Below are 26970 nucleotides of genomic sequence, written 5' to 3'. Positions count from 1 at the left end.
TATAGCATGAAGGTTAGGTGAATGTAATGGGAATTCGTATTATTGTGAAAGACCCAGATCCGATATTAAAAAAAGTGTGTAAACCTGTCACGAAATTCAATGCCAATTTGCACAAATTGTTAGATGATATGGCAGCAACGATGTATGACGCTCCAGGAGTAGGACTTGCGGCTCCGCAAATAGGTATTTTAAAGCGTGTTTTCGTCATGGATGCTGGCGATGAGAACGGTTTGATTGAATTAATTAATCCTGAAATTGTAGAAAAAGAAGGCGAACAATTAAGTCAAGAAGGTTGTTTAAGTATCCCAGGATTTTTCGGTGATGTTCGTCGCTTCAAAACGATTAAGGTCAAGGCGCAAGATCGCAACGGTGAAACATTTTTCATGGATGCTGAAGATTATGTTGCAACGATTTATCAGCATGAAATGGATCATTTAAATGGCGTGTTATACACGGATATCGCAGAAAAGGTGTTTAGAGAAAAGGAATCTAACAATGAATAATAAAAAAACAAATATTATTTTTATGGGGACGCCTGACTTTGCCGTCCCTTCGCTGCGTTCTTTATTAAACAACGGTGACGTTCATCTATTAGCTGTGGTCACTCAGCCCGATCGTCCAAAAGGCAGAAAGAAAGTACTTACTGCCCCTCCAGTGAAAGAAGAGGCGATCAAACATGGCTTAAAAGTGTTGCAACCGGAAAAAATAAGAGAACATGTGCAGATGATTAGCGACTTGCAGCCCGATCTTATCGTTACAGCGGCTTACGGGCAAATACTGCCAGCTTCCTTATTAGACATTCCTCCTCTAGGGTGTATTAATGTACATGCTTCCCTTCTTCCCAAATACAGAGGGGGCGCGCCGATTCAGTATGCGCTACTACGCGGGGAAGAGAAAACAGGTGTAACGATCATGTATATGGCAGAAGGATTAGATACGGGAGACATGATTAGTAAAGTCGAAATCCCGATCAAAAAAGAAGATGACGCTGGAACGTTATTTGATACGTTAAGCCAAGCAGGATCGGTATTGTTACAAGAAACGTTGCCGAAATTAATAGCAAATGAAATCACTGCTGAGAAGCAAAATGACGAAGCAGCAACGTATGCCAAAACGTTAAAAAGAGAAGATGAAAAAATAGATTGGGAAAAAGGAAATGTAGATATTTACAACCACATTCGCGCGTTGTCCCCATGGCCTATTAGTTTTACTCTATATGAAGGTAAAGTATTGAAAATGGGGGCAAGCGTACATCCCGAAGATGCACCAGCTTGCAGCAATGAACATGCTAAGCCAGGTACGATATTACAGTTCGAAGACAAAGGCATGGAAGTCAAAACTGGAGATGGAAGCATCTGGATTACACATATTCAACCTGCTGGTAAGAAAATGTTGCCGGTGGAGCAATATATGCGCGGTAAAAAGCTAGAAATCGGTACCATATTAGGAGGAACGGATGAAACTGCAGCCAAATAAAATTCCTAAAACAGCAAGAGGATCAGCTTTACATGTGCTATGGCAAGTAGAAGAGGACAAGGCATATAGTAACATTGCCCTCAATCAACGATTACAGCACGTCAACTTATCGTTAAAAGATAGTGCGCTCACGACAGAAATTGTGTATGGCACCCTGCAATTTCAAAACGTTTTGGATAATGTGCTAAATACATTCGTGAGCAAAGGGGTGAAGAAGCTCCATGCATGGGTGAGATGTTTGCTTCGTATGAGTGCTTATCAATTCATGTATTTGGACAAAATTCCAGACCATGCGATCGTGAATGAAGCTGTGAACATAGCGAAAAAAATAGGACATAGCGGTATTTCTGGTATGGTGAATGGTGTGCTCCGCAATATGATTCGCAATCGTGAAGACTTGCACCTTCCAACCTCTACAGCGACTCCTAAAGAGATGGCGTTAACTTATGCTCATCCACAATGGATGATCCAAAAGTGGGTAAAGCAATATGGGAAAGAAGTGACAGAGCGTATTTGTTATGCGAACAACCAATCTGCTAAGCTTAGTATTCGAGTCAACATCAACAAAACAGATAGAACGACGCTCTTTCAATGGTTAGAGGACAATGGGTATGAACCTGCATACTCTTCCCTTTCTCCTGTCGGTATGGTGTTGAATAAAGGGACGGTAAGTAGTTTGACGAATACATCCCAGTATGAAAATGGACATTTTACGATACAAGATGAAAGTTCTATGCTCGTAGCGGACGTAGTCGATCCACAGCCGGGGATGATGGTGCTCGATATGTGTGCGGCTCCAGGTGGAAAAGCAACACATATAGCGGAAAAAATGCAAGGCAAAGGCACGGTGTATGCCAACGATATTCATCCACACAAACAACAGCTTATGGATCAGCAAGCTGCTCGTCTAGGGTTGCATCACATGAAGACGAAAATAAGTGATGCGGCTAACTTATCAGAGAAGTGGAATGAACCTACATTCGATGTGGTACTGCTTGATGCGCCTTGTTCTGGTTTAGGTGTTATGCGTCGCAAACCAGAGATGAAATGGACAAAGAGCGAAAAAGAAATAGCAGCGCTGCCTGCAATACAGCTGGAACTTTTGCGTGAAGCTGCCAAATTGGTGAAAAGCGGTGGGGATATCGTATACAGTACGTGTACGATGATAAGGGAAGAAAACGAAAAGGTGATAGCGCAGTTCTTGGAAGAACATGATAACATCACACTAAGTGATGCTAGTGCGCTGTTACAAGATCATGTCTTGGACACGTTGGCTTCAGAAAATAAGATGATACAAATACTTCCACATCACTTTAACTCCGATGGCTTTTTCATAGCTAGACTGCATAAGAAATGATACAATGAAAGAAATTGGAACAAGCTATAACATAAGCAATCGGAATAGCTATAACATAAGCAATAACAAACGAAACAGATAGTCATGTTTTTAATCATGTCAATAATAGAGTAAGAAGTAGCAAGAGATAGTAAGTGAATAATACAAAGTAAAGTACTGAGGTGTAATAGGTGTCCAACATAATCGTTCCATCCATCTATGATTTAACTTATGAACAATTACAAAGCTGGGTTAAAGACCATGGTCAGCCTGCTTTCCGTGCAAACCAAATTTTTGAATGGTTGTACAAAAAAAGAGTTACTGATTTTGAAATGATGACGAACCTTTCCAAATCATTTCGTGAACAACTAGCAGCATCATTTCGTTTTATCACATTAAAAGAAATTACACATATGCGTTCCAAAGACGGTACCGTTAAATTTTTATTTGCATTACATGATGAACATGCCATAGAAACGGTATTGATGAAGCACGACTATGGGTATAGTGTTTGTGTGACAACACAAGTTGGCTGTCGTATTGGATGTACGTTCTGTGCGTCTACATTAGGAGGTTTAAAGCGGAATTTAACGACAGGAGAAATTGTTGCTCAAGTGATGAAAGCACAAATCCTGCTAGATGAAGGAGAAGAACGTGTCAGCAGCGTCGTTGTTATGGGATCTGGTGAACCATTTGAGAACTACGAACCGACGATGGATTTCATGCGCATTTTGATTCATGAAAAAGCCCTGCACATTGGGCAACGACACATTACAGTGTCTACGAGTGGTATCGTACCTAGCATGTATAAGTTTGCAGATGAGAACACTCAAATTAACTTTGCAGTCTCCCTGCATGCACCGAACAATGAGCTGCGTTCGAAATTAATGCCTGTGAATCGAAGATTTCCTTTCGAAGAAGTGATGAAAGCATGTCACTATTATGTGGAGAAAACAGGTAGAAGAATCACATTCGAATACGCATTAATTGGTGGTGTGAATGATAAAGCAGAACATGCAGAACAATTGGCAGAATTGTTGCAGGGCATGTTATGTCACGTTAACTTAATTCCTGTAAATTACGTGCCAGAACGTGATTACGTCAGAACATCGAGAGAAGATGTTTTACATTTTGATCGTATTTTGAGAAATAAACGAATTAATTCAACTATACGTCGTGAACAAGGACACGATATTGCAGCGGCTTGTGGACAGTTGCGTGCAAAACATACGGAATCAAGTAAGAGGTAGGTGATGAACAATGAAGATGGTCAATCGCTCTGATGTAGGAAAAATCCGCATGGTAAATGAGGACCGAGCATGGAGTCAAGTCATCAATGGTCTTACGGTCGGTATTGTTGCCGATGGAATGGGTGGACATAAAGGTGGAGACATGGCTAGTGAAATGGCGATCGATCAAATCAAACAACACCTAAATCGTCATCTTTCCGCTGCATTGTTTGAGACCAACTTGGAGCAATGTGAAGTCATTGTGAAAGAAGCTATTCAGCAAGCAAATGAATACATTTATCAATACGCTACAAGCCATCCTGCCTTCGAAGGAATGGGAACGACATTAGTGACGGTTATCGCCTCACATGACAAATTGCTCATTGCTCATATTGGGGACAGTAGAGCGTATAAATTTGCGCACGGTGAGATGGATCAGCTGACAGAAGATCACTCTCTAGTGAATGAATTGCTGCGAAACGGACAAATCACTTCCGAAGAGGCAGCAGATCATCCCCGTAAAAATATTTTAATGAGAGCGTTAGGAACAGATCCTGAAGTAGAAGCAGATTTGTATTGCGGGGCATGGCAGCAAAATGATATTTTACTCATTTGTAGTGATGGGCTAAGTGGACTCGTGCAAGAAAAAGAAATAAAAAACATTGTAGGTTCAGAGCATCATTTAGATTGGAAAGCAGAAAAATTAATACAGCTAGCATTGGATGCTGGTGGGGAAGATAATGTGACTGTCGTCCTCCTTTTTAATGAAATTGAACCTGAGCAAGAGGGGTGGACAGATTGATTGGAAGTCAACTAGCTGGTAGATACGAAATTGAGAGTCGTGTTGGTGGCGGTGGCATGGCTATCGTGTACAAAGCCCGCGACATATTGCTCAATCGCAACGTAGCAGTAAAAATGCTTCGTAATCAGTATGTTCACGACGAAGAGTTTGTGAAAAGATTTCAAAGAGAAGCGCAATCCGCTGCTTCTTTATCTCATCACAATATCGTCAATATTTATGATGTGGGACAAGAAGAGGATGTTCATTACATCATTATGGAGTATGTAGACGGGAAGAACTTAAAAGAAAAAATAGAAGAGCAAGCGCCTTTGCAAGTGGATGAAGCGATACACATCGCAGAACAAATTTGTGATGCGCTGTTGCATGCCCATCAAAATATGATTATTCATCGAGATATCAAACCACATAATATTTTGCTTGGAAGTAATGGCAGAGTGAAAGTGACGGACTTTGGTATCGCTAGAGCCGTAACTTCGACAGACATCACACAAACAGGTGCAGTGCTCGGATCGGTACACTATTTTTCCCCTGAACAGGCCAAAGGTACGATGCAAGGCGTTAAGTCAGACTTGTATTCCCTTGGTATTGTGTTATATCAGATGCTAACGAATTCCCTTCCGTTTAAAGGGGAAAGTCCGATTAGTGTTGCACTCAAACATTTGCAAGAAAAAGTGGAGGAACCAAAACAGCTTAATCCTTTGATTCCTCAGTCGGTTGAAAATATTATTCTAAAAGCACTTCGCAAAAATCCAGAGGAAAGATATCAGTCTGCTGGAGAAATGTTAGAAGACTTGCGCACGTGTTTGAATGAAGAAAGACAGTACGAGAAAAAGGTCACGTATCATGATGAAGTAGATGATGAAGCTACAATTGTCATGCCAGCGATTAGCAATCGACATACGAACAGTGAACAGCAAGACACCATGGCGTTTTCTTCTGCATCACAAGATGCTGATGAGAACCATAAAGAGCATAGAAGTAATAAAAAATGGGTCAAACCACTCATTTGGGTATCGTCTATTTTTCTGCTAGTCATGGCTTCATGGATTGGAATTAATGCCATTAAGGCCTCTATTACCGTACCAGAAGTTGTCGTTCCTGATCTAATAAACAAATCGGAAGAAGAAGCAAAGCAATTATTATTACAAAATAATTTAGTACTTGGGGACATTACAGAAGAAAATAGTGAGGATATTGAAGCGGGAGACGTCATCAGTCAAAGTATGAAGGCTGGGATGAGCGTAAGAGAAAATTCAGAGATTGATTTGACCATTAGTACTGGTGTAGAGATGGTGGAAATGCCAGATTGGACGTTGGAAAAGTGGGAGGATGTACAATCTAGTATTATTACCTTTGTCGGTGATCAAGATCGTATTGATATTAATGCCGTCAAAAGCGAAGAAGAAGCAGGTACAATTATTAAACAATCACCGAGAGCTGGCAAGGAAATATCGATTGCTGACTCAGAATTTCGTTTTACGGTAAGTGAAGGACCTGGTACAGTAACGATGCCAGATATCATCAACAAAGATTTAGAAGAAGCGACATTACAACTTGAAGAACTTGGTCTAGTGGTAGACGAAGACATTCAATATTTAGAGAGTTATGAATTTGAAAAAGATCATGTCATGGAAACGAGTCCGTACAAAGCGGGCGATGAAAAAGTTCCTTTAGGACAAGAAATAAGATTGTACGTAAGTAGTGGTTACGCTGAGGATGCGATTTCGTACAGTCATACTATTAATGTATCTCCTGCTGAGGAGGGCGAGGTTTCACAAATTCGTATCGTTTATTCTGACGCTACCACGGTAGACGGATCACCAATAGAGTGGGGTGTTCGTGACATTAGCAGTGATACTTCATTCAATATTGATGTGATTTTAACGAAAACAACGCCTGCATTGATTGAGATACAGCGAGATAATAAATTTTTAGATAAAGTCACTGTAACGTTCGAAAATGCGACAGACGGAACATCTTCTTCGACAGAAGATAATACAGATGGAGGCAGTGAATAATGCCATCAGGGTTAATTATTAAAGCGCTAAGTGGATATTATTATGTTTTGCCAGATCATGATCAAGATAAAATCATTACGTGTAGGGCTAGAGGCGTATTTAAGAAAAAGGAAATTACACCTTTAGTCGGTGATAAGGTGGAGTATGAGCAGCGAGAAGGGGATGAGGGGACGATTGTACATGTTGGTGAGCGGCATGCTGAGCTTATTCGTCCGCCCATCGCCAATGTAGACACTGCGTTGCTTGTATTTTCACTAGCCGAACCGACAATGAATAAGCGTCTGTTGGATAAATTTCTTGTCCATGTGGAAAATGCAGGGCTAGATGCTTGTATTTGTTTAACCAAATCGGATTTGATACATGAAGATGATACAGTGATAGAGGAAGTGACGGCTGTTTACAGTAAGATCGGATATCCTATTTTTGTAACGAGCAAGGAAGATGTCACTACTGTAGATTCTCTTTTGCAGTCACTACAACATAAAATTGTCGTGCTTGCTGGTCAGTCTGGTGTGGGCAAATCTTCTTTAATTAATATCATACATCCAGAGTTAAAATTAAACACAGCTGAAATCAGTAACAAATTAGGCAGGGGAAAGCATACGACTCGACATGTGGAACTTATTGCCCTGCCTCATGGTGGTATGATTGCAGATACACCAGGATTTAGCTCTCTAGATTTCAATCAACTGGAAGTAGAAGATTTGGGAGATTGTTTTAAAGAATTTAGGTCGTATACAAGGCAGTGTAAGTTTCGTGGGTGTCTTCATGTCCAGGAACCAGGATGTAAAGTCATTGAGGCAAAAGATGACGGGGAGATTGACGCTACTCGATATGAGCATTATATACAATTTATTACGGAAATGAATGAAAACAAACGGAGGTACTAGACATGATGAAAATTGCACCATCCATTTTGTCCGCTGATTTTGCAAAATTAGGTGAAGAAATCAAAGAAGTGGAGACAGCAGGCGCAGATTGGCTCCACGTTGATATTATGGACGGACATTTTGTTCCCAACATTTCTATTGGTCCAATGATTATTGAAGCGATTAAACCACATACTGAGCTTCCACTAGATGTACATTTAATGATTTCTAATCCAGATGCTTATATTCCAACAGTAGCTAAAGCTGGAGCAGATCTCATCACCGTTCATGCAGAGGCGTCCGTTCATCTACATCGTACCGTGCAGCTTATTAAAGACCATGGTAAAAAAGCAGGCATTGCTTTTAATCCTGCTACGCCGATACAAGCCATCGAACCGATGATAAATGAGGTCGATTTAATTTTGGTCATGACAATAAACCCAGGTTTCGGAGGGCAGAAATTAATTGACTTTACGGTAGATAAAGTGAAAGCAGTACACGATCTAGTGCAACAGAAGGCAAATCATCCTGTTCATATTGAAGTGGATGGTGGTGTCAATGTGGATACGATAGATTCCCTTGCGCAGGCAGGAGCGGATGTATTAGTAGCTGGCAGTGCTATTTTCAATCAAAAAGATCGCAAGCAAGCGATACTGGATTTAAGAGAAGCAGTAACAAAATAGTCATAACATCATATTGGTTCAGCATATAATGATTACAAGAGTCAGCTCTTGTAATTTTTTTTGTCCATAATGATATAAAATGAAGAAATAATGAGATGAAGTTTACGCTCGAACAAGAATATGAAGGATGAAGGAAATCCTAAATATACAATCACATTTTTTAATGGTTGTGGAATATAATAACTATACACTGATTAGGGGGGCGTTTAAATGAGATTTTACACCATCAAACTTCCAAAATTTCTAGGTGGATTTATTAAAGCGGTCTTAAAAACATTTGAAAAAAAACAATAAGACATAAAAAACAACCGCCTTATATGATGCGGTTGCTCTTTTATGAATGAAAATTCTCATTGAATTTTACTCATGATTGTTCTAATTGTTATTATTGTAAATTATACACGTGTTACTTTGCCGGACTTTAAAGCACGAGTGCTAACGTAAACACGTTTTGGTTTGCCGTCAACTAAAATACGGACTTTTTGAACGTTAACTCCCCAACTGCGTTTTGTTTTATTATGGGCATGAGAAACATTATTTCCTTTTTTAGGACTTTTCCCAGTAATATAACATTTGCGAGCCATAACATCCACCTCCTCAAGCCAATTGAACAAGTTATTCAATCTTCACATTTTTGCACACTTTAGTTATAATAGCATAGTTAAAAAAGAGAAGTCAATAAACAGTATTGCTAGGAAGGAAATTATTGTTTTGTACAAATGGTCTTTTATTCATAAACTTGTTATAGTAAAATGGTAACTGTTCCATTTAAATCTCTAGTAAGGAGATGGTCATTGTGCCAGTTGAATTTAAAAATGCTGATGGTAACATTATTGTAACAGACGAGGTTATTTCGATCATAGCTGGCTCAGCAGCTTTAGATTGTTATGGCTTGGTTGGAATGTCCTCTCGCAAACAATTAAAAGATGGCATTGCCGAATTGTTAGGTCGCGAAAACCTTAGTCGTGGTGTAGAAGTTAGGAGAGAGAATGAAAATTTACATATAGATTTGTACATCATCGCAAGTTATGGGACGAAAATTTCAGAGATCGCACATAATATTCAAATAAAAGTGAAATATGTTTTAGAAGAAATTGTAGACATACAAGTGGATACAATAAACATATTTGTGCAAGGGGTTAGAGTTGCCCAATAGGAAGGAGAATACTCTTGAGTAAGGTCTTTATAGATGGACAGGATTTTATTAAGATGATTACCGTGTCCACGCAACGTTTAGCGGAGGAAGTGGAAACGGTTAATGCATTAAACGTCTTCCCAGTTCCTGATGGGGATACAGGCATTAATATGAGTATGACGTTAACTTCGGGAAATGAATATCTCCGGGAAAACATGTCCGATCATATCGGGCACTGTGCTGCAGCTTTTTCAAAAGGTTTGCTGATGGGGGCAAGAGGAAATTCGGGGGTTATATTATCCCAATTGTTCAGAGGTTTTGCCACCGCTGTGAGTGATAAAGAAAAAATTAATAGCGAACAGTTCGCAGCAGCATTACAAAAAGGTGTGGATATGGCCTATCAAGCTGTAGTTAAACCTGTAGAGGGTACGATACTAACAGTTTCAAAATCTTCCGCAAAAGCAGGGGTTCAAGCTGCAAAATATCATGAAGATATTTTGGAAGTGATGAGTGAGGTGTACCAAGAATCAGGTGTTGCTTTAGCGAAAACACCAGATCAGCTTGCTGTGTTGAAACAAGTAGGCGTAGTCGATTCTGGTGGACAAGGTCTCGTATTTATTTATGAAGGTTTCATGAAAGCTTTAAGTGGGAAAGAAGTGGATGATTTTATTATTCCAGAAAAGAAACCGCTATCTCAGCAATTCAAGAAAACATTCGATCCTATGAAAGCACAGTCTCAACTTGCTACGGAAGACATCGAATTCTTATATGATATGGAGTTTTTCATTGATATCGGTGCTGGTAAAGTATCTGGATCTACATTTGATGCAGATATATTTCGTCAGCAACTCGCGGAAGATGGCGACTCTATCTTGGTCATACAAGATGAGGATTTTGTGAAAGTCCATGTACATTCCAGAAAACCTGGGGATGTGTTTAACTACGCTATACAATACGGTGAACTAAGTCGCTTCCAAATTGAAAATATGCGTGAGCAGCATAGAGACATCGTAGAAGTGAAATCCATAGATGTGGAATCGAACAACAGTGCGGACACTTCAGAAGGAAGTAGTGTAGTCGAAGCAAATGAAGCAAGACAACCATACGGCATGGTAGCCGTTGCAGTAGGGGAAGGCATTAAAGAAGTACTGCAAAGCATTGGTGTTGATGTAATTTTATCTGGTGGTCAAACGATGAATCCAAGTACAGAAGAAATTGTACAAGCCATTAAAGAAACCAATGCAGACCAAGTATTCGTATTTCCAAACAATTCTAATATTATTATGGCAGCACAACAAGCGAAGGAATTGGTTGACGTGGATGTTGCTGTTATCCCAACGAAAACGATTTCTCAAGGAATGGTATCTGCGCTGGTATTCCAAGAACACCTGGATTTTACCGAAAACATGGAGCAGATGAAAGAAGCGATTTCGACGGTGAAATCAGGTCAAATTACTCATGCTGTTCGTGATACAGAGATTGATGGTGTTGCTATCAAAGAAGGAGACTATCTTGCTATTGAAGACGGCAGCATTATTACAGCAGAATCCAACATTGTGGATGCTGTAAAACATCTTATCGATCACATGATTGTAAATGAAGATGAAATTATGACAATTTTCACTGGTGAAGATGCAGAGGAAGAAACGACAAAAGAACTAACTTCATATATCGAGGAAAAGTACGAAGATATAGAGTTAGATGTGCTTGAGGGTGGACAGCCACTGTATCCATATTTATTATCCATTGAATCATAAAACATTGAATGATAGAAAAGTGTAAGTAATGAAAAAGGAGAGGTTGTGGCAACTATGTCAAAAATTCGTATTGTCACCGATAGCACTGCAGATATTCCACAGGAAGTAAGAGAACAGTTAAAGGTTGAAATGGTTCCACTTAAAGTTCATTTTGCTGAAGAAACATTTGTTGATGCTGTTACTATCCAATCTGAGCAATTTTATGAAAAGTTGAAACAAGCAAAAGATTTACCAACGACATCACAGCCTTCACCTAATGATTTTTTGGAAACGTATAATAAAATATTAGCGGAAGATGATGAAACCGAGATCATTTCCATTCATCTTTCTGCAGCAATGAGTGGAACGATTCACTCTGCTAAACTCGCACAATCGATGTTAGATCAACCGGAAAGAGTGAAAATTTTCGATGGTCGCTCCGCATCTTATGGAACAGGGTTTCTTGTTATAGCAGCAGTCAATGCAGCCAAACAAGGTCTATCATCCAGTGAGATTATACCATTGATTGAGGAAATTAGAGAAGAGATGCAATTGTACTTTTTCGTAGATACTTTGGAGTATTTACAAAAAGGAGGTCGCATAGGTAAAGCGGCTGCATTATTTGGAACGTTGCTAAACATTAAGCCAATCCTGTCTATTGATGACGAAGGTGAAGTCACGTCTGTAGATAAAATCAGAGGACAGAAAAAAGCGGTTGCGAAAGTGGTTCAAAATTACAAAGATCACTTTGGGGATGAACCTGTTATCGCTGTGTTTGCACATGGAGATACGGACTTATCTCACTTCGTTATGGATAAGATACACACGGAATTAAATGTGAAACATACGAGAGAAACAACGGTTGGTCCTGTTATTGGTACGCATGCTGGACCAGGAACTATAGGTATGTTTTTATATCCAGAACGCTATGCAAAATATTTATAATATTTCTGTTGAGCAAGTAAAAGGGATTGGCTCCCAAAAAGGTATTATATTACAGCAGCTTGGCATATCAAGCGTTGGGGACTTATTAGATTATTATCCTTATCGATACGAAGATTATCGCCTCCGGGAATTACACGAAGTCACCGATGGAGAAAAAATTACGGTACAAGGCATCATATACTCACAACCTAGCGTGCAGCATTTTGGTAAAAAGAAATCGAGACTTTATTGTAAAGTTTACGTTGGAAAAAGGCTGATTAGCGCGGTATGGTTTAACCAGGCTTATTTAAAAGAAAAAATAACTCCTAGTCGTGAGTTAATTTTATCAGGTAAATGGGATCAAAAAAGGCTGCAATTAACGGTATCCGAAACGGAGTTCTCTATAGAGAACTCCAAAGTTGCCGGCACATTGCAGCCTGTTTATTCATTAAATGCAAAAATCGGTCAAAAATGGATGATCAAAGTGATTACACAAGCGTTGGAGCAGTATCAAGATCACATTCCTGAAGTGCTGCCTGAAAGCATATTGAAGAAATACGACTTTTTATCTCGAAAAGAAGCCATCTATGCCCTTCATGTTCCAAGCTCTGTGGGTGAAGGTAAACAAGCACGAGAGCGTATGGCTTATGAAGAATTATTTTTATTCCAATTAAAGTTACAAGCTTATCGTTCACTTAACAAGAGACGGGCAGATGGTATTGCTCATGAAGTGGATAATCAAGCGGTGGTGAGTTTTTTAGACACATTGCCGTTCTCTTTAACTTCGTCGCAAAAAGAAGTGTTGCGTGAGATCATGAGAGATATGAAATCCCCATACAGCATGAATCGGTTACTACAAGGGGATGTTGGGTCAGGTAAAACTATTGTTGCCGCTATCGCTCTTTTTGTAGCTGTGAAAGCAGGGCATCAAGCTGCATTAATGGTACCTACTGAAATTTTAGCGGAACAACATTTACAATCTTTACAGCGGTGGTTTGCTCCATTTCAAGTAGAAGTTGCTTTATTGACAGGGAGTTTGACGTCAAAAAAAAGAAAAGATGTTATCGCCTCACTACAAATGGGGATGACACATATCGTAGTAGGTACACACGCATTAATTCAAGAAGATGTATATTTTCGGTCTTTATCTTTAGTAGTAACGGATGAGCAACATCGCTTCGGTGTAAATCAGCGCAGTATTTTAAGGCGAAAAGGGATGCATCCGGATGTGCTTACGATGACAGCTACACCTATTCCAAGAACGATGGCGATCACAGCATTCGGTGATATGGAAGTATCCACGTTGAAAGAAATGCCCAAGGGAAGAAAACAGATCAAAACGTATTGGGTAAAGCATGATATGTTGGAACGTATCCTTCATTTTATCGAAAAAGAAGTGAAGGCAGGAAGACAAGCGTACATCATTTGCCCGCTCATTGAGGAATCTGAAAAATTAGATGTGCAAAACGCCATCGACTTACATGCGATGATGCAGATGACATTTTCTCAACTGCGTATTGGATTACTGCACGGACAACTACATAATGATGAAAAAGAAGAAGTGATGCAGCAATTTCATGACAACAAGGTACAAGTGCTAGTGTCTACTACCGTAGTGGAGGTAGGTGTCGATGTTCCAAATGCAACGGTCATGGTTATCTACGACTCGGATCGCTTTGGACTGTCTCAACTCCATCAGCTTCGTGGGAGAGTAGGAAGAGGGGAGCATCAGTCTTACTGTATTTTAATTGCTGACCCTAAGACAGAAACCGGAGTAGAGCGAATGGAAGTCATGACGGAAACGAATGACGGTTTTGAAGTGTCTAGAAGAGACTTAGAAATACGTGGCCCAGGAGAATTTTTTGGTACAAAACAGAGCGGATTGCCAGAGTTTCATGTAGCGGATTTATCGCATGATTTTGCCTTATTGGAACAAGCCAGAGAAGATGCTTCTTTCCTTGTGAACCAACCTCAGTTTTGGAGCGATGTACAATATACTTCATTGCGTGATTTCCTGCAACGACAAGATATGTTTCAAAGTGGCTTATTGGACTGATAACGTGTTGGATAAAGTAAGCTTATGCTTTCTTCACCTTTTTTCACGCTTAAACATAGGATAAATGTGAAAGAATTACTCCAGCTATGGATGTTATTTTAAGGTGAAGGCGTGAAGAACATGTTTTTTAACGAAGGGTATAAGGAATACGGTGTAGATGAAGAAATTATTAATAAAGTAAAAAAGAAGTTAAAACAGCCAAAGATGAGAGGCAAAATCATCGGTATTTTTAGTTCCGCCTCTAAAGCAGATTTACAGAGCAAGGTGCAACTGAAGAAAATGGTGAGACAACTTTCTAGAACGACGGGAGTTACGATTGGACCAAAGCAAAGCCAAAATATGGTGAGCTTTATTATGGATCAAAAAATTGATCCTAATAACCCGTTGCATTTAATTAAAATTATTTCTATGTTTAAATAGACTGTATTGTACATCAGCTTACATCTTTATTCTAATTGTGTATTTTCTTTTCATGTCAGTCATGGAGTGAAGGTAATTCATATGCATGGTGAGCGGTAATAAGTTGGGGAACATATTCTCCACTTATTACCGCTTTTTATGAATCATAGAGATCTTATCTACTATATTCATTCTGTATGAACATTTACCGTTTACATCAGTGGTGCGAACAATCGTAATACAATATGAATTGCTTTCGTATAGAATGGCGTCTTTTTTAATTTGTCCATGTTCATTTCTTCACACTTTTTCATCGTCTCTAATATATCTTCTTTGACAGCTGAGATGACGTTGGAATGCATAAATAAAATCCCACATTCAAAATGTAAATAGAGGCTTCGATAGTCCATATTGATCGTTCCTACAACGGATATGGTGTCGTCTGCTACAATCATTTTGGCGTGAATGAACCCAGGTGTGTATTCATATATTTTAATGCCGTTTGCTACAAGCGCTCTGTAATAAGATTGTGTCGTCATAAAGACTATTTTTTTATCTGGAATATGAGGCGTAATAATGCGCACATCTACTCCACTTTTTGCAGCTCTAATTAAAGAAGTCATCATATTGTGATCTATGATCAGATAAGGTGTCGTGATATAGACATACTTTGTTGCCCTGTTGATAATGTTCAAATATGTATTTTCTGATACATCCCACGTATGTTTCGGTATGTCTGCAAAAGGCTGAACAAATCCATCTGATTTCACTCCACTAACTTCGTTTAAAAACTGCTGTGGTGCTAGATCGTTTTTCGAAGTATAGTTCCATAATTGAAGAAACATAGAGATGAGACTGGACACTGCCTCCCCTTCAATCATGACAGCCGTATCTTTCCAATGGCCGTATTTCTCTATGACATTAATGTATTCATCTGCAAGATTTAATCCACCGCAAAAGCCTACTTTTCCATCAATAACCGTAATTTTACGATGGTCACGTTGATTCATTAACAAATCTATTTTCGGTTTAAACGGATTAAACACTTCAACATGAATACCTGCTTCACGCAATGTTTTGTCGTAGCGGGCTGGTAAGGTATTAATCGTGCCTAAATCATCATACAGTAAGTATACTTTGACACCCTCAGCAGCTTTTTCTTTTAAAATTTCTAACGTGGTATTCCACATGACACCTTCTTCAATAATGAAATACTCCAGAAATATGAATTTTTTTGCTTTCTTCAACTGTGCCGTATGTTCTGCGAAAAAAGCTTCTCCAGTTGAAAAGTATGTACTATTCGTATTTTTCCATATTGGATATCCTACTGCATTTTTAATGAATTTAGATGTTTTTATATATTGTTGATCGATATGAGGAACCTCTTCATATATGTGTTCATGATGATCTAATAGTTTGGTGTGATATTTTAAATATTTCTTCATTTTTTGTTTAAATCTTACACTGGAAGGAGTGTGTACCGATGTAAGGTAAAATGCTACTCCTAGTAAGGGGAAAATCAATATCACGATGGACCAAGCTAATTTGTATGATGGGTTGTTATTGTTACCTATAATGATGATGACCATCACAATGGCAGCTAGCTGAACCAAAGAATAAATGAGTGAAGAGTATTGCAATATACCGGATATAATCACACTTAAAAACGCTATTTGTGCAACGATGATCGTACTAATGATAAAAAAACGACTAAATAGTAATCGTACAATTTTTTTCACTACTTGTCCTCCGAAATAATGTAATAAAGCAAAATGGATAATTGTTATGATTATTAACTATATCATACCTAATAATGCATGAGAATCATATATATGGAATACGATAACCAATATTGTGGTGAAACATGTAACGAGTTATTGGTTATCGTATATAGAAGTAAATGAAATACCATTATATCAAGCTGATTTTAAGTGTAATAGGTGCAATAGGTATTATAGGTGTAAATAGGTCCAATGAAGCAAAGTTTGAACATGTTGCATGCTGTACTGGAATTATTTCATGATTTGTTGTGGAGCAGTAAGTAGTACAAGGATTTGTTCGTCTCCAGTACGTTTCATGACGCGGTAACCTGTTGGAGCATCAGTAGCAATACCTTCTTCGTTTGGCATGCAATAACCGTTCACTCTACATGTGCCGTCGTCTCTAACACGTAACTGACCAATTAAACCGACTGCACTCCATTCATCTCTCTCTTGGCGAGGAATATACGTTTGTTCAGCATTATATTCAGGATTGACGACGCGTTGTCTTTCCACATGCTGTTCGACCATAAGATTGCCGTGATCATCATATTGATCTGGCACCAGCACATCTTCATAAATAGCACGACCCCATTCATCTGTTGCATAATATTCATGCCAATTATCATAGGAACCTGCTAACATACCAGGTGTGGCACTTGTTACACCTAAAATGTAACGGTCACTTGCAGTTGCTTTACGAATTTTTTCGCCATCAAGGGTGACAAAATAACCGACATCGATCTTATTGCCATCAAAGGATTCGAACATTTCAGCGAAGTCACATGGTCCGACTGATGTACCATTTAAGAAACAACCTTGACCACTGTTCCCAGAAATTCTAGCTTGAATGGCGCCATTAACCAAGAAAATGGAGTTGGACTCATTAGCAGATCCATTCCTTCCTATGATGATCGTTCTAGCGTTCCCATTTATATTCGTATTATCTCCAAAAGCAACGGACTGTGCACCGTCGGCAACAGTACGAAAACCAGTAGCAATGGCCTGATTGCCAGATGCAACAGTATTTGCGCCTGATGAGTGAGCTTGTGGTCCGCTGGCCACGGTATTTGCCCCTTGTGCATGCGCAGCCACTCCACTGGCTTCAGTATTTTGCCCTTGTGCATGCGCTTGTTCTCTCGTAGCTCTAGTGCCAGCCCCTTGTGCATGGGATTGATTACCTATAGCTTGCGTATTATTACCTTGGGAATGTGACTCTGTTCCTTCTGCTCTCGTATTCGCACCTTGGGCGTGAGAATTTCGTCCTATTGCTTGATTTGTGTTTCCTTGACAATGAGACTGTGCACCTTCTGCTAAATTATTTGCTCCTTCACAGTGTGATGCTTCTCCATTAGCGGTATTATTATTCCCTTCGCAGTGGGATTGATTTCCCATGGCCATGGTGTTGGCCCCTTCTGCATGGGATTCCGATCCACCTGCAATACTGCTTGCACCTTCTGCGTGGGCTGCAACCCCTTTTGCAATGGTAAATTGTCCTTCTGCATGTGCTTGCACTTCTTCTGCTCTCGTGCCAAAACCTTCGGAGTGAGTACACTCTGCAAGCGTAATGGTTTCACAACCTTCCGCATGAGAGAACTTCCCTTGTGCTGATGTTTTGCTTCCCTCTGCATGAGCACATTCACCCTCTACAATAGTATGGCAACCTTCCGCATGACTGCAATCTCCTATTGTCTGTGTATAATCTCCTTCGGCGTGAGAATTCATACCGATAGCAACGGTATGTGCTCCTTCTGCATGGGAGTTATCTCCTACTGTTTGAGTTTCATACCCTTCGGCATGAGAATTAACGCCATCCGCAATCGTCTTAGCTCCTTCGGAGTGAGCACTTTGCCCATTTGCATGAGTTAAGCTGCCTTCTGCGTGCGCGTAGTCTCCACAAGCACGAGTTTGATATCCTTCCGAGTGAGAAGTATCTCCTAATGCATGCGTTTCTTTCCCTTCGGAGTGAGAGTGGTCTCCATTCGCGTTTGTCTTCTTTCCTTCAGAGTGGGAACAATCTCCATTTGCTGTTGTGAAACAACCTTCACTATGTGAAGCAATACCATTTGCAAATGTATCTAGTCCGTTTGCGAAGGATGCTACACCATTTGCAAACGTGTTTTTTCCAAATGCTTTCGCGCATCGCCCATTGCTTTTAGCGTTGCAAAAATCTTTTTTTATCGGGATAGGGTCATAGTCAACATGTATCGGAGGACATGGAACCGAGTTTCCTTTATGGTATCTTTTTTTTCTTTTCTTTCTTTTGATAGCCAATGAACTAACCTCCATCGTATTTTAAAGTAAAAACGTGATGGTTAAGTAAGACGCTACATACCACTACTAACCAACATGCTTTTTGATACCCATTAAAATTAAAAATGTAAATTGCCTAATGGATAGGTGATGATGTATCATATGTGGCAGTACATTAGTCTGTATAGGTTAGTGACATTGGACAGATGACGATTTTATAGGAGGTTGTCTTGGTTCATTTGTCTTTCTATTGATTTTTATTCATACTTTTGTTTTTATTTTTATTATATAAAAAGGTGGTAATCCTTTGGCTCACACGATATTGGCAGTGGACGACGATATAGAAATATTAACATTGTTGGAACATAGTTTGTCATTCGAACACTTTCATGTCATGACAGCAACAACGGGTATAGAGGCTATGGAAGTAATCAAATCTAATCCGATTGATTTTGTTATTTTAGACATTATGATGCCTGAAATGGATGGATTAGAATTATGTAGAAAAATTAGAGAGGAATACCATATGCCGGTGATGCTTTTAAGTGCAAAAGATAGAGATGTAGATAAAATCGTAGGCTTAGAACTTGGAGCGGACGATTATATGACCAAACCGTTCAGTATACAGGAACTAGTGGCTCGTATAAAAGCACACTTTCGAAAATTGAAAAGAATGCAGCAACATGTATCTCCTGTCACTAATTTGGATAGTTGTATTGTAATAAACGACCAAACATATGAAGTGTTTTCAGATGGAAAAAAGTTGGATCTGTCAACGAAAGAGTTTTTGATTTTACAGTTTTTATCCTCTCGCCCGAATCAAGTATTTACACGTGAACAAATTTATCAAGGCATATGGGGAGATGACTTTGGGGATTTAAATACAGTAACCGTGCATATTAAAAACATTAGAAAAAAAATAGGAAAGACGTGTGACTGTATTAAGACGATATGGGGTGTGGGATACAAGTTCGTGGAAACGGGATTGCGGTCATGAGGCTAAAATTTCATATTCCTTTATTATTTTTGATTGTGATCGTTCTTATTTTTATTTTTACATTTCTGTATATCCGGTTTTCAGTATATGATTCAGTGAACAAAGATATTTACGATTCCCTACGAGAAATGGAAACCATTCAATATGAAATTATAGAGCGTATCAAAAATATTCATCCGAATCAAGCAGAAATTGAACGTGAATTATCTGCGATCGTAGAACAGGAAGAGTACGACATTACACTACTAGATGGTAACTTTGAAATGGAATTGTTTAATTCTCAAACTTTTGGTGGTTGGACAACAAGAGATAGCTGGTTTCCTATCATTATTAATAATCAAGTAGAGTATTTTATTACGGTTTCATTTGAAATAGATGGCAAAAAATTAGGGCTACAAGAAGCGTTAATGGATATTTTAGTTTTTTTTCAAATAATGTTGTTTATTGCTTTTGGACTGCTCATTTTATATTTTCAAGATAAAATTACGACACCACTAAATCATCTTATTCGACGGTTCAAAAAAGTGAATTTATATCAAAAGCTTCCTCCTTTATCGACAAATCGAAAAGATGAAATTCATGAGTTATATACAAGATTCAATGATATGGAAAAAAGAATTCGTGTCTCGTATGCAGAGCAAATGAATATGATTGCCGCCATTGCTCATGATTTGAAAACGCCGTTAACATCGATGAAAGGATTTTTGGAGTTAATGGAATCCAACGCTCCTTCAGAAAAGCAAAAACAAGAATATATCATGCTGATGGAAAAAAAGACCGATTTCATGGAGCAGCTTATTCAAGAATTTTCTCTCTTTTTTAAAAACGAATTAGAATTGGAGCAAATGGAGCAGAAAAAAGTGAATATGGCTTCATTTTTTAGATCCATTTGTGAAGAATACGAAGCAGAGCTCGAGGGTTTAGGTTATGCATGTAGGTCACAACATGATTTGTCTGATGATGTCTTTATTTTTGCCAATGAGAAGATGTTGCGAAGAGTGTTTGCAAATATTATTGGTAACGCCGTACGTCACGCAGAGCACAAAGATTTATTAGTTCGTTTGCATGGTTATCAACATGGTGATGACGTCGTCATGAGTATAGAAGATAACGGGCATGGTGTTCCGAAACAAGAGTTACCTTATTTATTTCAAAAGTTTTATACGGTAGATAAGTCACGTCGTAGCGAAGAGACAGGCACAGGTTTAGGGCTAGCGATAACTAAATCCATTGCGGAAAAACATGGTGGAAAAGTGGAAGCTTCGCTTACTTCTGAAGGAGGCCTTTCTATCATCATCCGTATTCCTTTGTATATGGAGTAGGAAGAATTTGTTTATTTTTTTATGATTCTTTATTATTGTTTCACTTTTGCTTTAGGTTTTGTTGTTATCTTTATGGTATGAACAACAAAAATGTAAAGTGAGGAATATGCAGATGAATGTGATTTTGAAGATGAAGTGGCCACTCGTTTTAATGTGGGTTATATTGGCGTTGGTTTTATTCATTACGATGCCAAGTTTAGACGATTTGGTCAGAGAGAAAGGGCAGCCGCAAATTCCTGATGGATATGTGTCCAAGTATGGGGAACAGTTAAATAACGAGTATGAATCATCGAACGGGCAAGATGTCATGGACATTGTTGTTGTGTTTCATGAAGAGGAAGGATTATCTTCTGAACAGATAAAGGACATTGAAACACAAGTCCAGCAATGGAAAGTTGATCAAGAAAATATTGGCATCTCTAGTGTGCTGTCCCATTTTGACAGGCCTGATTTGAAAGAGCAGTTTGTATCAGAAGATGAGTCAACGATATTAGTGCCTTTATCCATAGATAAATTAAATCGAACGGCAGATGAAGTGAGAGCTGATGTGGAGCGGTATATGCAAGTCGGTGACTTGGGCACATACTTGACAGGAAATGAACTTATTATTGCGGATCAGATAAAAACATCGCAGGAAGGTGTTAAAAAGACGGAAATATTTACGGTTTTATTTATCATTATCGTATTAGTCATTGTATTTCGATCTGTCGTTACACCTATCGTTTCTTTATTGTCAGTAGGGCTTACGTATTTGGTTTCATTAGGTGTTGTCGCTCACTTAGTGGATGCATTTAATTTTCCTTTTTCCACTACAACGCAAACGTTTTTAGTCCTTATTCTGTTTGGTATTGGTACAGACTATAATATTTTGTTATTTAGTCGTTTTAAAGAAGAATTGGCTAAAAATGAATCAGTGAAAGAAGCGGTGAAGACGACATATCGTACTGCGGGCAAAACGATTCTTTATAGCGGTATTGCGATTGCGATCGCATTTGGGATACTCGGATTTGCACAATTTTCTTTCTTTAAAGCATCTGTTGCTGTAGCTATTGCAGCGATCATATTAATTTTGCAACTGTTTACTTTCATGCCATTTTTCATGTCTATCATGGGTAAATTTATGTTTTGGCCTTCAAAGAAAGCCGTAGGACATGGAGAGAGCAGATCTTGGAAGAGTTTGGGTGCTTTTAGTGTCAAGCGTCCGATTGTGTCTGTTATCATCATATTGATCATTGTAGGTAGTGTATTTTTTGTATATGAAGGTGATGTTTCATTCAACAGTATTGATGAGGTAGATCAATCATACGAATCTATACAAGCATTTCGTATTCTATCGGATCAATTTACAGCTGGAAAATCAATGCCTACAACGGTATTATTGTCTGCTGATGAAGCGATGGATAGTAATGAATATTTAACGATAATTGAAAGTATTTCCGCTTCTATTGACAATATTGAAGGCGTCAAGACGGTATACGGACCTACAAGACCGCAAGGGGAAGTACTAGAAGCATTATACGTAACGGACCAAACTTCCACATTGCAAGACAATTTACAGTTAGCCAATGATGGAATTGTTGAAGTGTCATCTGGACTTTCAGAGGCAGAGCAAGGATTAGCACAAGCTCCGACAGAAGATTTTTCCAGTGTAGATCAATTAAATGAAGCGACAAAACAAGTGGGGCAGAGCTTGGTTTTAGTCAATAATGCGTTGATAGAAATAGAAGGTGGCTTGAATGAAGGGGTTGCAGGTGCGGAACAACTCGTAAGTGGAGCTGCTAGTTTGAAAGAAGGTTTACAACAAACAGAGCAATCCATTGGGCAACTGAGCAGTTCCTTTCAGCAAATAGAGAGTAGTTATGTGACGTTAGCAGATAATTATGTCGCAATGCAAGAGCAAATGAATGCGATGCAATCCTTACTAACGGTAATGGAACAACAGGCAGATGCAGTGGAAGAAGGACATGATCTGAGTAATGATGAATCGTATATACAACTAGTTTCCAGTATGGAACAGTTAAAAACGATGATCACTCAGATAAGTAGTGGATTGGAACAACTAAATGCTCAGTTTGCTTTAGTTAATGCATCGTTGCAACAAGGGAATGAAGGAATGGAAAGTATATTGCAAGCACAGCAGTCACTGATAGCAGGTGCAGAGCAATTAGAACAAGGGGCATCTTCTTTACAAGCTGGTTTACAGCAGGGAAGTGGTGGCCAAAGACAAGTGATCAACAACATGACGCAAATCAATAATGGTGTCAAACAGATTGAGCAAGGACAGGCCGCTTTAAGTGATGGATTGCAACAACTAGAGGAACAGCTTGGTACGCTGCAAGATGGATTAATGCAAAGTACGGAAGGTTTAAATGAAATCTCTGGTGGTTTATCGGAAGCGAATCAGTATCTGGGAGAACTAGCAGAAGCGCCATCCGATGAAATATACATTCCTGAAGCGTTGTTAGAAGATGAACAGTTTCAACTTGCACTAGATGCATACATGTCAGAAGATCGTAGTATAACGAAAATTTCCGTTGAATTAGAACAAGATCCTTATTCTTTCGAAGCGATGGAAATCATAGAGCAAGTGCAGCAAACGATAGATAGCCAGCTAGCCTATTACAATATGGAACAGCTAGAGGTCGGTATTGCAGGAGTATCTGCAATTAACCACGATTTAAATATTATTTCTCAAGGCGATTTCACACGTACCGTTATATTAATGCTAAGTGCTATCTTCGTTATCCTTATTGTGATTTTACGTGAAATATGGATGCCTATTTTCATTATTGTTTCTTTAATCTTAACTTATTTCACGGCTCTTACGATAACGGAATTATTTATTCCAGATTTGTTAGGATTGGAAGGCATGAACTGGGCTATTCCTTTCTATGGTTTTATCATGATTACGGCGTTAGGGGTAGATTATAGTATCTTTATAATGATGCGCTACAGAGAGTCTGAATTAAATTCACCAGTAGAGGCCATGGTAGATGCAATGAAGAAGATGGGTACCGTCATTATATCTGCCGCAATTATTTTATGTGGTACTTTTGCAGCCATGTATCCATCTGGAGTTGTGGTGTTGGTTCAAATCGCAACCATTGTCATCATTGGACTTATGCTATTGACTTTTGTTCTACTTCCTATTGTGTTGCCAGGTTTATTATCGTTAACACAAAAAGTATTTAAAAAATAAAATGAAACACACATGTATTCCCTTCGGTTGTTGTATTCGAACGAAGGGAATTTTTTTATGTATTAAGGTAGAAAAAATTACCTTCACTTTATCATTTTAAAATAGGAATATATGTTCTATACTAATCATAATGATATGACCATATGATGTAATGAAAGGGAGGGGAATAAAATTGCAGCAAAGTTGAGTGAAAGAGAATTGTATCAAGTAAAAGAGTATATTCTTTTCCCCGTCATCATCGATGTGCTTCATCATGATATACAAAAACTGCAAAAGACTTCATTAAAGATGGGGGATGCTTATATCTCTCAATTGCGTAGTATGGAACACCACGTGTATAAAGATTTTTACAAATTACGTCAAACACTAAAGAAAAATGGGATAGGTGTGTACCAGCAAAAAAGAGATGAGCACGGGATAACAGCAAAATATTGTTGTCGTGGTTATCATCATCAAAGTGTGATGATGTGGGAGTACATAAAAGCACAGTTACATAGTAAATTTGTATATTACTTGACTACAAATTAAATAGCCAAACCTTCAAATCTACATATATTCTTTCGTATATTGTTCTTCCAATACATGTAGTTTATGTTTTAACTTCGTTTGCATTTGCGTGATTTTACCTATTTTTGCTTTTAATATCAATCGATCATGTGTCTCCATATTTTTTCGCTTCATCTTCGCCTTATGTCCATCTAATATTTTCTGGAAGGTACGAATTTCTTTTCTATAGCGACTAGCTAATGAAGTGTTGAAATTTGTTTTTTTAGGAGTGGAATCATGATTCACTCTTTTTTTTGCTTTTTCTGATTCTATTTGTATCTCTGATTCCCTTTGCTTTTCTAGTTCTTTTTGTGCTTCATTCATTGCTCTTTGTGCTTCTATTTCTCTTTGTATTTCTAGTTCTTGCTGAAATTGAAGTTCTTGTTCTGTTGGCACTTCTATGGATTGTGGGAGTTGTTCAGCTGGTACTTCGGACTCTTTTTCTTTTTCTTTTTCTAGTTCGGCTAGCAATGCTTTATTTTCCATAGAAACATCTTGCTTTGTCTGCTTTTTTTTCTTACTGCTTTGTCGCTTTGCTGATTTCATTTTTGATGGGAGGTTATTTCCTTTTTTATCCATAACTTGTAGCCCGTCTTTTGCCTCTTGGCTAATAGTAACTTGCTGCACGAGTTCTTCTAATTTATCAATATGATGATTCATTTCTTTCATCGTATAATTGAATTGCTCCGCTGCAAAATCTAACAAAGACAAACTTGCGACCCTTCCTTCTTTCATAAGTTGGGAATTATTTTCACGCATTTCTTTAATACGCTTCATTTGTTCCGCCATTATTTTTTTCTTTTTTTCCTCCGTATCTATGGATGGTTCTGGGGTAGATGGCTTGTGATTTTCCTTTACATCAATTTCTTGTAATTGCATGATATCGTCCTCATCTTTCTTATCATTTTTTTGAATATGATCATCAGAGCAGATCGTCATCTGTTCTGTTTTTGTATGTTCTTCCACTGGATCAACAGCTGTGGTTGTAAGGTTTGGATTGTCATCTTGTATTAAGGTTATATTTTGTAGTAAATGGTGTAGGGTTGAAGTTTGAGGAATGGTGATTTGTGAGTGTAATGTTTTTTGCTTTTTATCGTGGAGTGATTGAATACGGTTAATTTGTTGCTGTAACATTTGTTTTTTGTCAGGATGTGTTTCTTGTAATTTTCTTAAATTCAGTTCGATTAAATCCCAGTCCATCATTTTTCCTTCGTTCACATGAATACTCACTTCGTATCCTCCTCCTCCTTTTACTATTACACTATATGGCATGAAGGGTAGTAATGTGCCTATAGTTTTCGCAGCACAAAAAAAACCGCAGGGAAATCCTGCGGCAATATGGTGTCTGATATTTTAATGTATCAAACACTTTCATGGGAGAGGAGAAACCGGATGAAGAGCTTATGGGGAAACGTAAGTCTTCTCCGCGGTTGTCAACGACATTTTATAATGTCGATATATTCATTATGTACTGTAATGTGAAAAATATACATGGAGATACATGCAAAGTACAACATATAAAGTGAAGGAAAGAAATATTTCATCCCTTACAATTTTTTTGTCTTTTAAAATCGAATTGAGTTGTGATACGATAAACAAGAATATTTTGTATGGAAGACCATGAAGAAAGCGTATACATCGAGACAAGATTAAAGGGTGAATAATATTGAGAGTAATTTCTGGTGAAGCAAGAGGTAGGGTATTAAAAGCAGTGCCAGGGCAAAATACCAGACCAACAACAGACAAGGTGAAAGAGTCTTTATTTAGTGTAATTGGGCCATATTTTTCTGACGAAATAGTACTGGATTTATTTGCTGGTACAGGCTCTTTAGGTATCGAAGCGTTAAGCAGAGGTGCGAAGAAAGCCATTTTTGTCGATGCAGAAAGGAAAAGTATTGAAGTTGTAAAACATAACATTATGGTGACTGGCTTTGAACAACAGGCTGAAATATATCGTAATGATGCGTTTAGAGCTTTGAATGCTTTACATAAGCGAGAGGTACAGTTTCAGCTCGTTTTCTTGGACCCTCCATATCGTATGAAAAATATGGACGAATTATTAGAACAGATGCAGCAAAAACAGTTACTCGCTAATGATTCAACCGTGGTGATCGAACATGATGCAAAACATCAATATCCACAACAAATTGGTGAGTTGCATCGTATACGAGAGCTTACATATGGAGATATTGCCATTTCAATTTATAAGCATACGGAAATAATTTGAGGT

Annotated in this window: 23 protein-coding genes; 19 read left to right on the top strand and 4 right to left on the bottom strand. The window is 38.5% G+C overall.

The features are described from left to right. Positions 1–26: 26 nt before the first annotated feature. From def to spoVM, 9 genes are all read left to right on the top strand, one after another. Positions 27–503 carry a peptide deformylase gene (gene def, locus D1Z92_RS03710; RefSeq protein ID WP_128894309.1) on the top strand — a complete coding sequence of 159 codons (477 nt, stop codon included), beginning with the start codon at positions 27–29 and terminating at the stop codon, positions 501–503. After that, positions 496–1476 (top strand): methionyl-tRNA formyltransferase, encoded by a 981-nt coding sequence (gene fmt / locus D1Z92_RS03705; RefSeq protein ID WP_128894308.1) that lies wholly within the window; start codon positions 496–498, stop codon positions 1474–1476. The genes def and fmt overlap by 8 nt, the downstream gene beginning before the upstream one ends. After that, positions 1457–2833 carry a 16S rRNA (cytosine(967)-C(5))-methyltransferase RsmB gene (rsmB, locus tag D1Z92_RS03700; RefSeq protein ID WP_128894307.1) on the top strand — a complete coding sequence of 459 codons (1377 nt, stop codon included), beginning with the start codon at positions 1457–1459 and terminating at the stop codon, positions 2831–2833. Before fmt ends, rsmB begins: the two co-directional genes overlap by 20 nt. Positions 2834–3015: 182 nt before the next feature. Next, entirely contained in the window at positions 3016–4062 is a 1047-nt protein-coding gene (rlmN, locus tag D1Z92_RS03695) for a dual-specificity RNA methyltransferase RlmN (RefSeq protein ID WP_128894363.1), read from the top strand. A 10-nt stretch (positions 4063–4072) separates the two neighbouring features. Further along, a complete protein-coding gene (locus tag D1Z92_RS03690) occupies positions 4073–4843 on the top strand; it encodes a Stp1/IreP family PP2C-type Ser/Thr phosphatase (protein WP_128894306.1) in 771 nt (256 codons plus the stop codon). Beyond that, positions 4840–6861 carry a Stk1 family PASTA domain-containing Ser/Thr kinase gene (pknB, locus tag D1Z92_RS03685; protein WP_164931439.1) on the top strand — a complete coding sequence of 674 codons (2022 nt, stop codon included), beginning with the start codon at positions 4840–4842 and terminating at the stop codon, positions 6859–6861. Before D1Z92_RS03690 ends, pknB begins: the two co-directional genes overlap by 4 nt. Continuing rightward, positions 6861–7751: a ribosome small subunit-dependent GTPase A gene (gene rsgA / locus D1Z92_RS03680; protein ID WP_128894304.1), complete on the top strand. Its 891-nt coding sequence runs from the start codon at positions 6861–6863 to the stop codon at positions 7749–7751. The genes pknB and rsgA overlap by 1 nt, the downstream gene beginning before the upstream one ends. Before the next feature lie 2 nt (positions 7752–7753). Next, on the top strand, positions 7754–8413 hold the full coding sequence (gene rpe, locus D1Z92_RS03675; protein ID WP_128894303.1) for a ribulose-phosphate 3-epimerase: 660 nt from the start codon (positions 7754–7756) through the stop codon (positions 8411–8413). Positions 8414–8623: 210 nt separating this feature from the next. Next, positions 8624–8707: a stage V sporulation protein SpoVM gene (gene spoVM / locus D1Z92_RS03670; RefSeq protein WP_128894362.1), complete on the top strand. Its 84-nt coding sequence runs from the start codon at positions 8624–8626 to the stop codon at positions 8705–8707. 101 nt (positions 8708–8808) lie between these two features. On the opposite strand, the gene rpmB is transcribed toward spoVM, so the two are convergent. Beyond that, entirely contained in the window at positions 8809–8997 is a 189-nt protein-coding gene (gene rpmB, locus D1Z92_RS03665; protein WP_128894302.1) for a 50S ribosomal protein L28, read from the bottom strand. Positions 8998–9209: 212 nt separating this feature from the next. Here rpmB and D1Z92_RS03660 point away from each other — a divergent pair, with 212 nt between their 5' ends. From D1Z92_RS03660 to D1Z92_RS03640, 5 genes are all read left to right on the top strand, one after another. Beyond that, positions 9210–9569 (top strand): Asp23/Gls24 family envelope stress response protein, encoded by a 360-nt coding sequence (locus D1Z92_RS03660; protein WP_240666557.1) that lies wholly within the window; start codon positions 9210–9212, stop codon positions 9567–9569. Positions 9570–9583: 14 nt separating this feature from the next. Then, positions 9584–11305 carry a DAK2 domain-containing protein gene (locus D1Z92_RS03655; protein ID WP_128894300.1) on the top strand — a complete coding sequence of 574 codons (1722 nt, stop codon included), beginning with the start codon at positions 9584–9586 and terminating at the stop codon, positions 11303–11305. 54 nt (positions 11306–11359) lie between these two features. Further along, positions 11360–12229, top strand: coding sequence for a DegV family protein (locus D1Z92_RS03650; RefSeq protein ID WP_128894299.1), 870 nt, complete (start codon positions 11360–11362; stop codon positions 12227–12229). Beyond that, positions 12213–14264 carry an ATP-dependent DNA helicase RecG gene (gene recG / locus D1Z92_RS03645; protein WP_128894298.1) on the top strand — a complete coding sequence of 684 codons (2052 nt, stop codon included), beginning with the start codon at positions 12213–12215 and terminating at the stop codon, positions 14262–14264. The genes D1Z92_RS03650 and recG overlap by 17 nt, the downstream gene beginning before the upstream one ends. 120 nt (positions 14265–14384) lie before the next feature. Continuing rightward, on the top strand, positions 14385–14684 hold the full coding sequence (locus D1Z92_RS03640) for a stage VI sporulation protein F (protein ID WP_240666561.1): 300 nt from the start codon (positions 14385–14387) through the stop codon (positions 14682–14684). A 191-nt stretch (positions 14685–14875) separates the two neighbouring features. On the opposite strand, the gene cls is transcribed toward D1Z92_RS03640, so the two are convergent. Both cls and D1Z92_RS03630 read right to left on the bottom strand, forming a co-directional pair. Further along, positions 14876–16402 (bottom strand): cardiolipin synthase, encoded by a 1527-nt coding sequence (gene cls, locus D1Z92_RS03635; RefSeq protein ID WP_128894296.1) that lies wholly within the window; start codon positions 16400–16402, stop codon positions 14876–14878. Positions 16403–16675: 273 nt separating this feature from the next. Then, positions 16676–18697, bottom strand: a complete 2022-nt coding sequence (locus D1Z92_RS03630) for a peptidase G2 autoproteolytic cleavage domain-containing protein (RefSeq protein WP_164931438.1) — start codon at positions 18695–18697, stop codon at positions 16676–16678. 286 nt (positions 18698–18983) lie between these two features. Here D1Z92_RS03630 and D1Z92_RS03625 point away from each other — a divergent pair, with 286 nt between their 5' ends. From D1Z92_RS03625 to D1Z92_RS03610, 4 genes are all read left to right on the top strand, one after another. Then, positions 18984–19673, top strand: a complete 690-nt coding sequence (locus D1Z92_RS03625; protein ID WP_128894294.1) for a response regulator transcription factor — start codon at positions 18984–18986, stop codon at positions 19671–19673. Between the two features lie 95 nt (positions 19674–19768). Continuing rightward, entirely contained in the window at positions 19769–20995 is a 1227-nt protein-coding gene (locus tag D1Z92_RS03620) for a sensor histidine kinase (RefSeq protein ID WP_164931437.1), read from the top strand. A 112-nt stretch (positions 20996–21107) separates the two neighbouring features. After that, entirely contained in the window at positions 21108–24194 is a 3087-nt protein-coding gene (locus tag D1Z92_RS03615; RefSeq protein WP_164931436.1) for an MMPL family transporter, read from the top strand. 183 nt (positions 24195–24377) lie between these two features. Beyond that, entirely contained in the window at positions 24378–24722 is a 345-nt protein-coding gene (locus D1Z92_RS03610; protein ID WP_164931435.1) for a YhjD family protein, read from the top strand. 18 nt (positions 24723–24740) lie between these two features. Here D1Z92_RS03610 and D1Z92_RS03605 read toward each other — a convergent pair whose 3' ends face one another. Continuing rightward, the gene (locus D1Z92_RS03605) at positions 24741–25970 is read right to left on the bottom strand and encodes a hypothetical protein (protein WP_128894290.1); all 1230 of its coding nucleotides are present in this window, start codon (positions 25968–25970) and stop codon (positions 24741–24743) included. A gap of 436 nt (positions 25971–26406) precedes the next feature. Between D1Z92_RS03605 and rsmD the strand changes: the two genes are divergently transcribed. Continuing rightward, positions 26407–26967 carry a 16S rRNA (guanine(966)-N(2))-methyltransferase RsmD gene (rsmD, locus tag D1Z92_RS03600; protein ID WP_128894289.1) on the top strand — a complete coding sequence of 187 codons (561 nt, stop codon included), beginning with the start codon at positions 26407–26409 and terminating at the stop codon, positions 26965–26967. Positions 26968–26970: the final 3 nt, after the last annotated feature.

Origin of the sequence: Longirhabdus pacifica, from assembly GCF_004115085.1 — a bacterium.
Taxonomy (GTDB): Bacteria; Bacillota; Bacilli; order Paenibacillales; family DSM-105158; genus Longirhabdus; species Longirhabdus pacifica.
This window is presented reverse-complemented; position numbering and strand designations above follow the sequence as displayed.

What these genes read in the sequence shown, in the direction of transcription:
- D1Z92_RS03615 (WP_164931436.1), top strand. Translation starts at nt 21,108, where the DNA reads ATGAATGTGATTTTGAAGATGAAGTGGCCACTCGTTTTAATGTGGGTT.
- fmt (WP_128894308.1), top strand. Translation starts at nt 496, where the DNA reads ATGAATAATAAAAAAACAAATATTATTTTTATGGGGACGCCTGACTTT.
- def (WP_128894309.1), top strand. Translation starts at nt 27, where the DNA reads ATGGGAATTCGTATTATTGTGAAAGACCCAGATCCGATATTAAAAAAA.
- rpe (WP_128894303.1), top strand. Translation starts at nt 7,754, where the DNA reads ATGATGAAAATTGCACCATCCATTTTGTCCGCTGATTTTGCAAAATTA.
- D1Z92_RS03650 (WP_128894299.1), top strand. Translation starts at nt 11,360, where the DNA reads ATGTCAAAAATTCGTATTGTCACCGATAGCACTGCAGATATTCCACAG.
- rsgA (WP_128894304.1), top strand. Translation starts at nt 6,861, where the DNA reads ATGCCATCAGGGTTAATTATTAAAGCGCTAAGTGGATATTATTATGTT.
- spoVM (WP_128894362.1), top strand. Translation starts at nt 8,624, where the DNA reads ATGAGATTTTACACCATCAAACTTCCAAAATTTCTAGGTGGATTTATT.
- D1Z92_RS03690 (WP_128894306.1), top strand. Translation starts at nt 4,073, where the DNA reads ATGAAGATGGTCAATCGCTCTGATGTAGGAAAAATCCGCATGGTAAAT.
- rpmB (WP_128894302.1), bottom strand. Translation starts at nt 8,997, where the DNA reads ATGGCTCGCAAATGTTATATTACTGGGAAAAGTCCTAAAAAAGGAAAT.
- recG (WP_128894298.1), top strand. Translation starts at nt 12,213, where the DNA reads ATGCAAAATATTTATAATATTTCTGTTGAGCAAGTAAAAGGGATTGGC.
- D1Z92_RS03640 (WP_240666561.1), top strand. Translation starts at nt 14,385, where the DNA reads ATGTTTTTTAACGAAGGGTATAAGGAATACGGTGTAGATGAAGAAATT.
- rsmB (WP_128894307.1), top strand. Translation starts at nt 1,457, where the DNA reads ATGAAACTGCAGCCAAATAAAATTCCTAAAACAGCAAGAGGATCAGCT.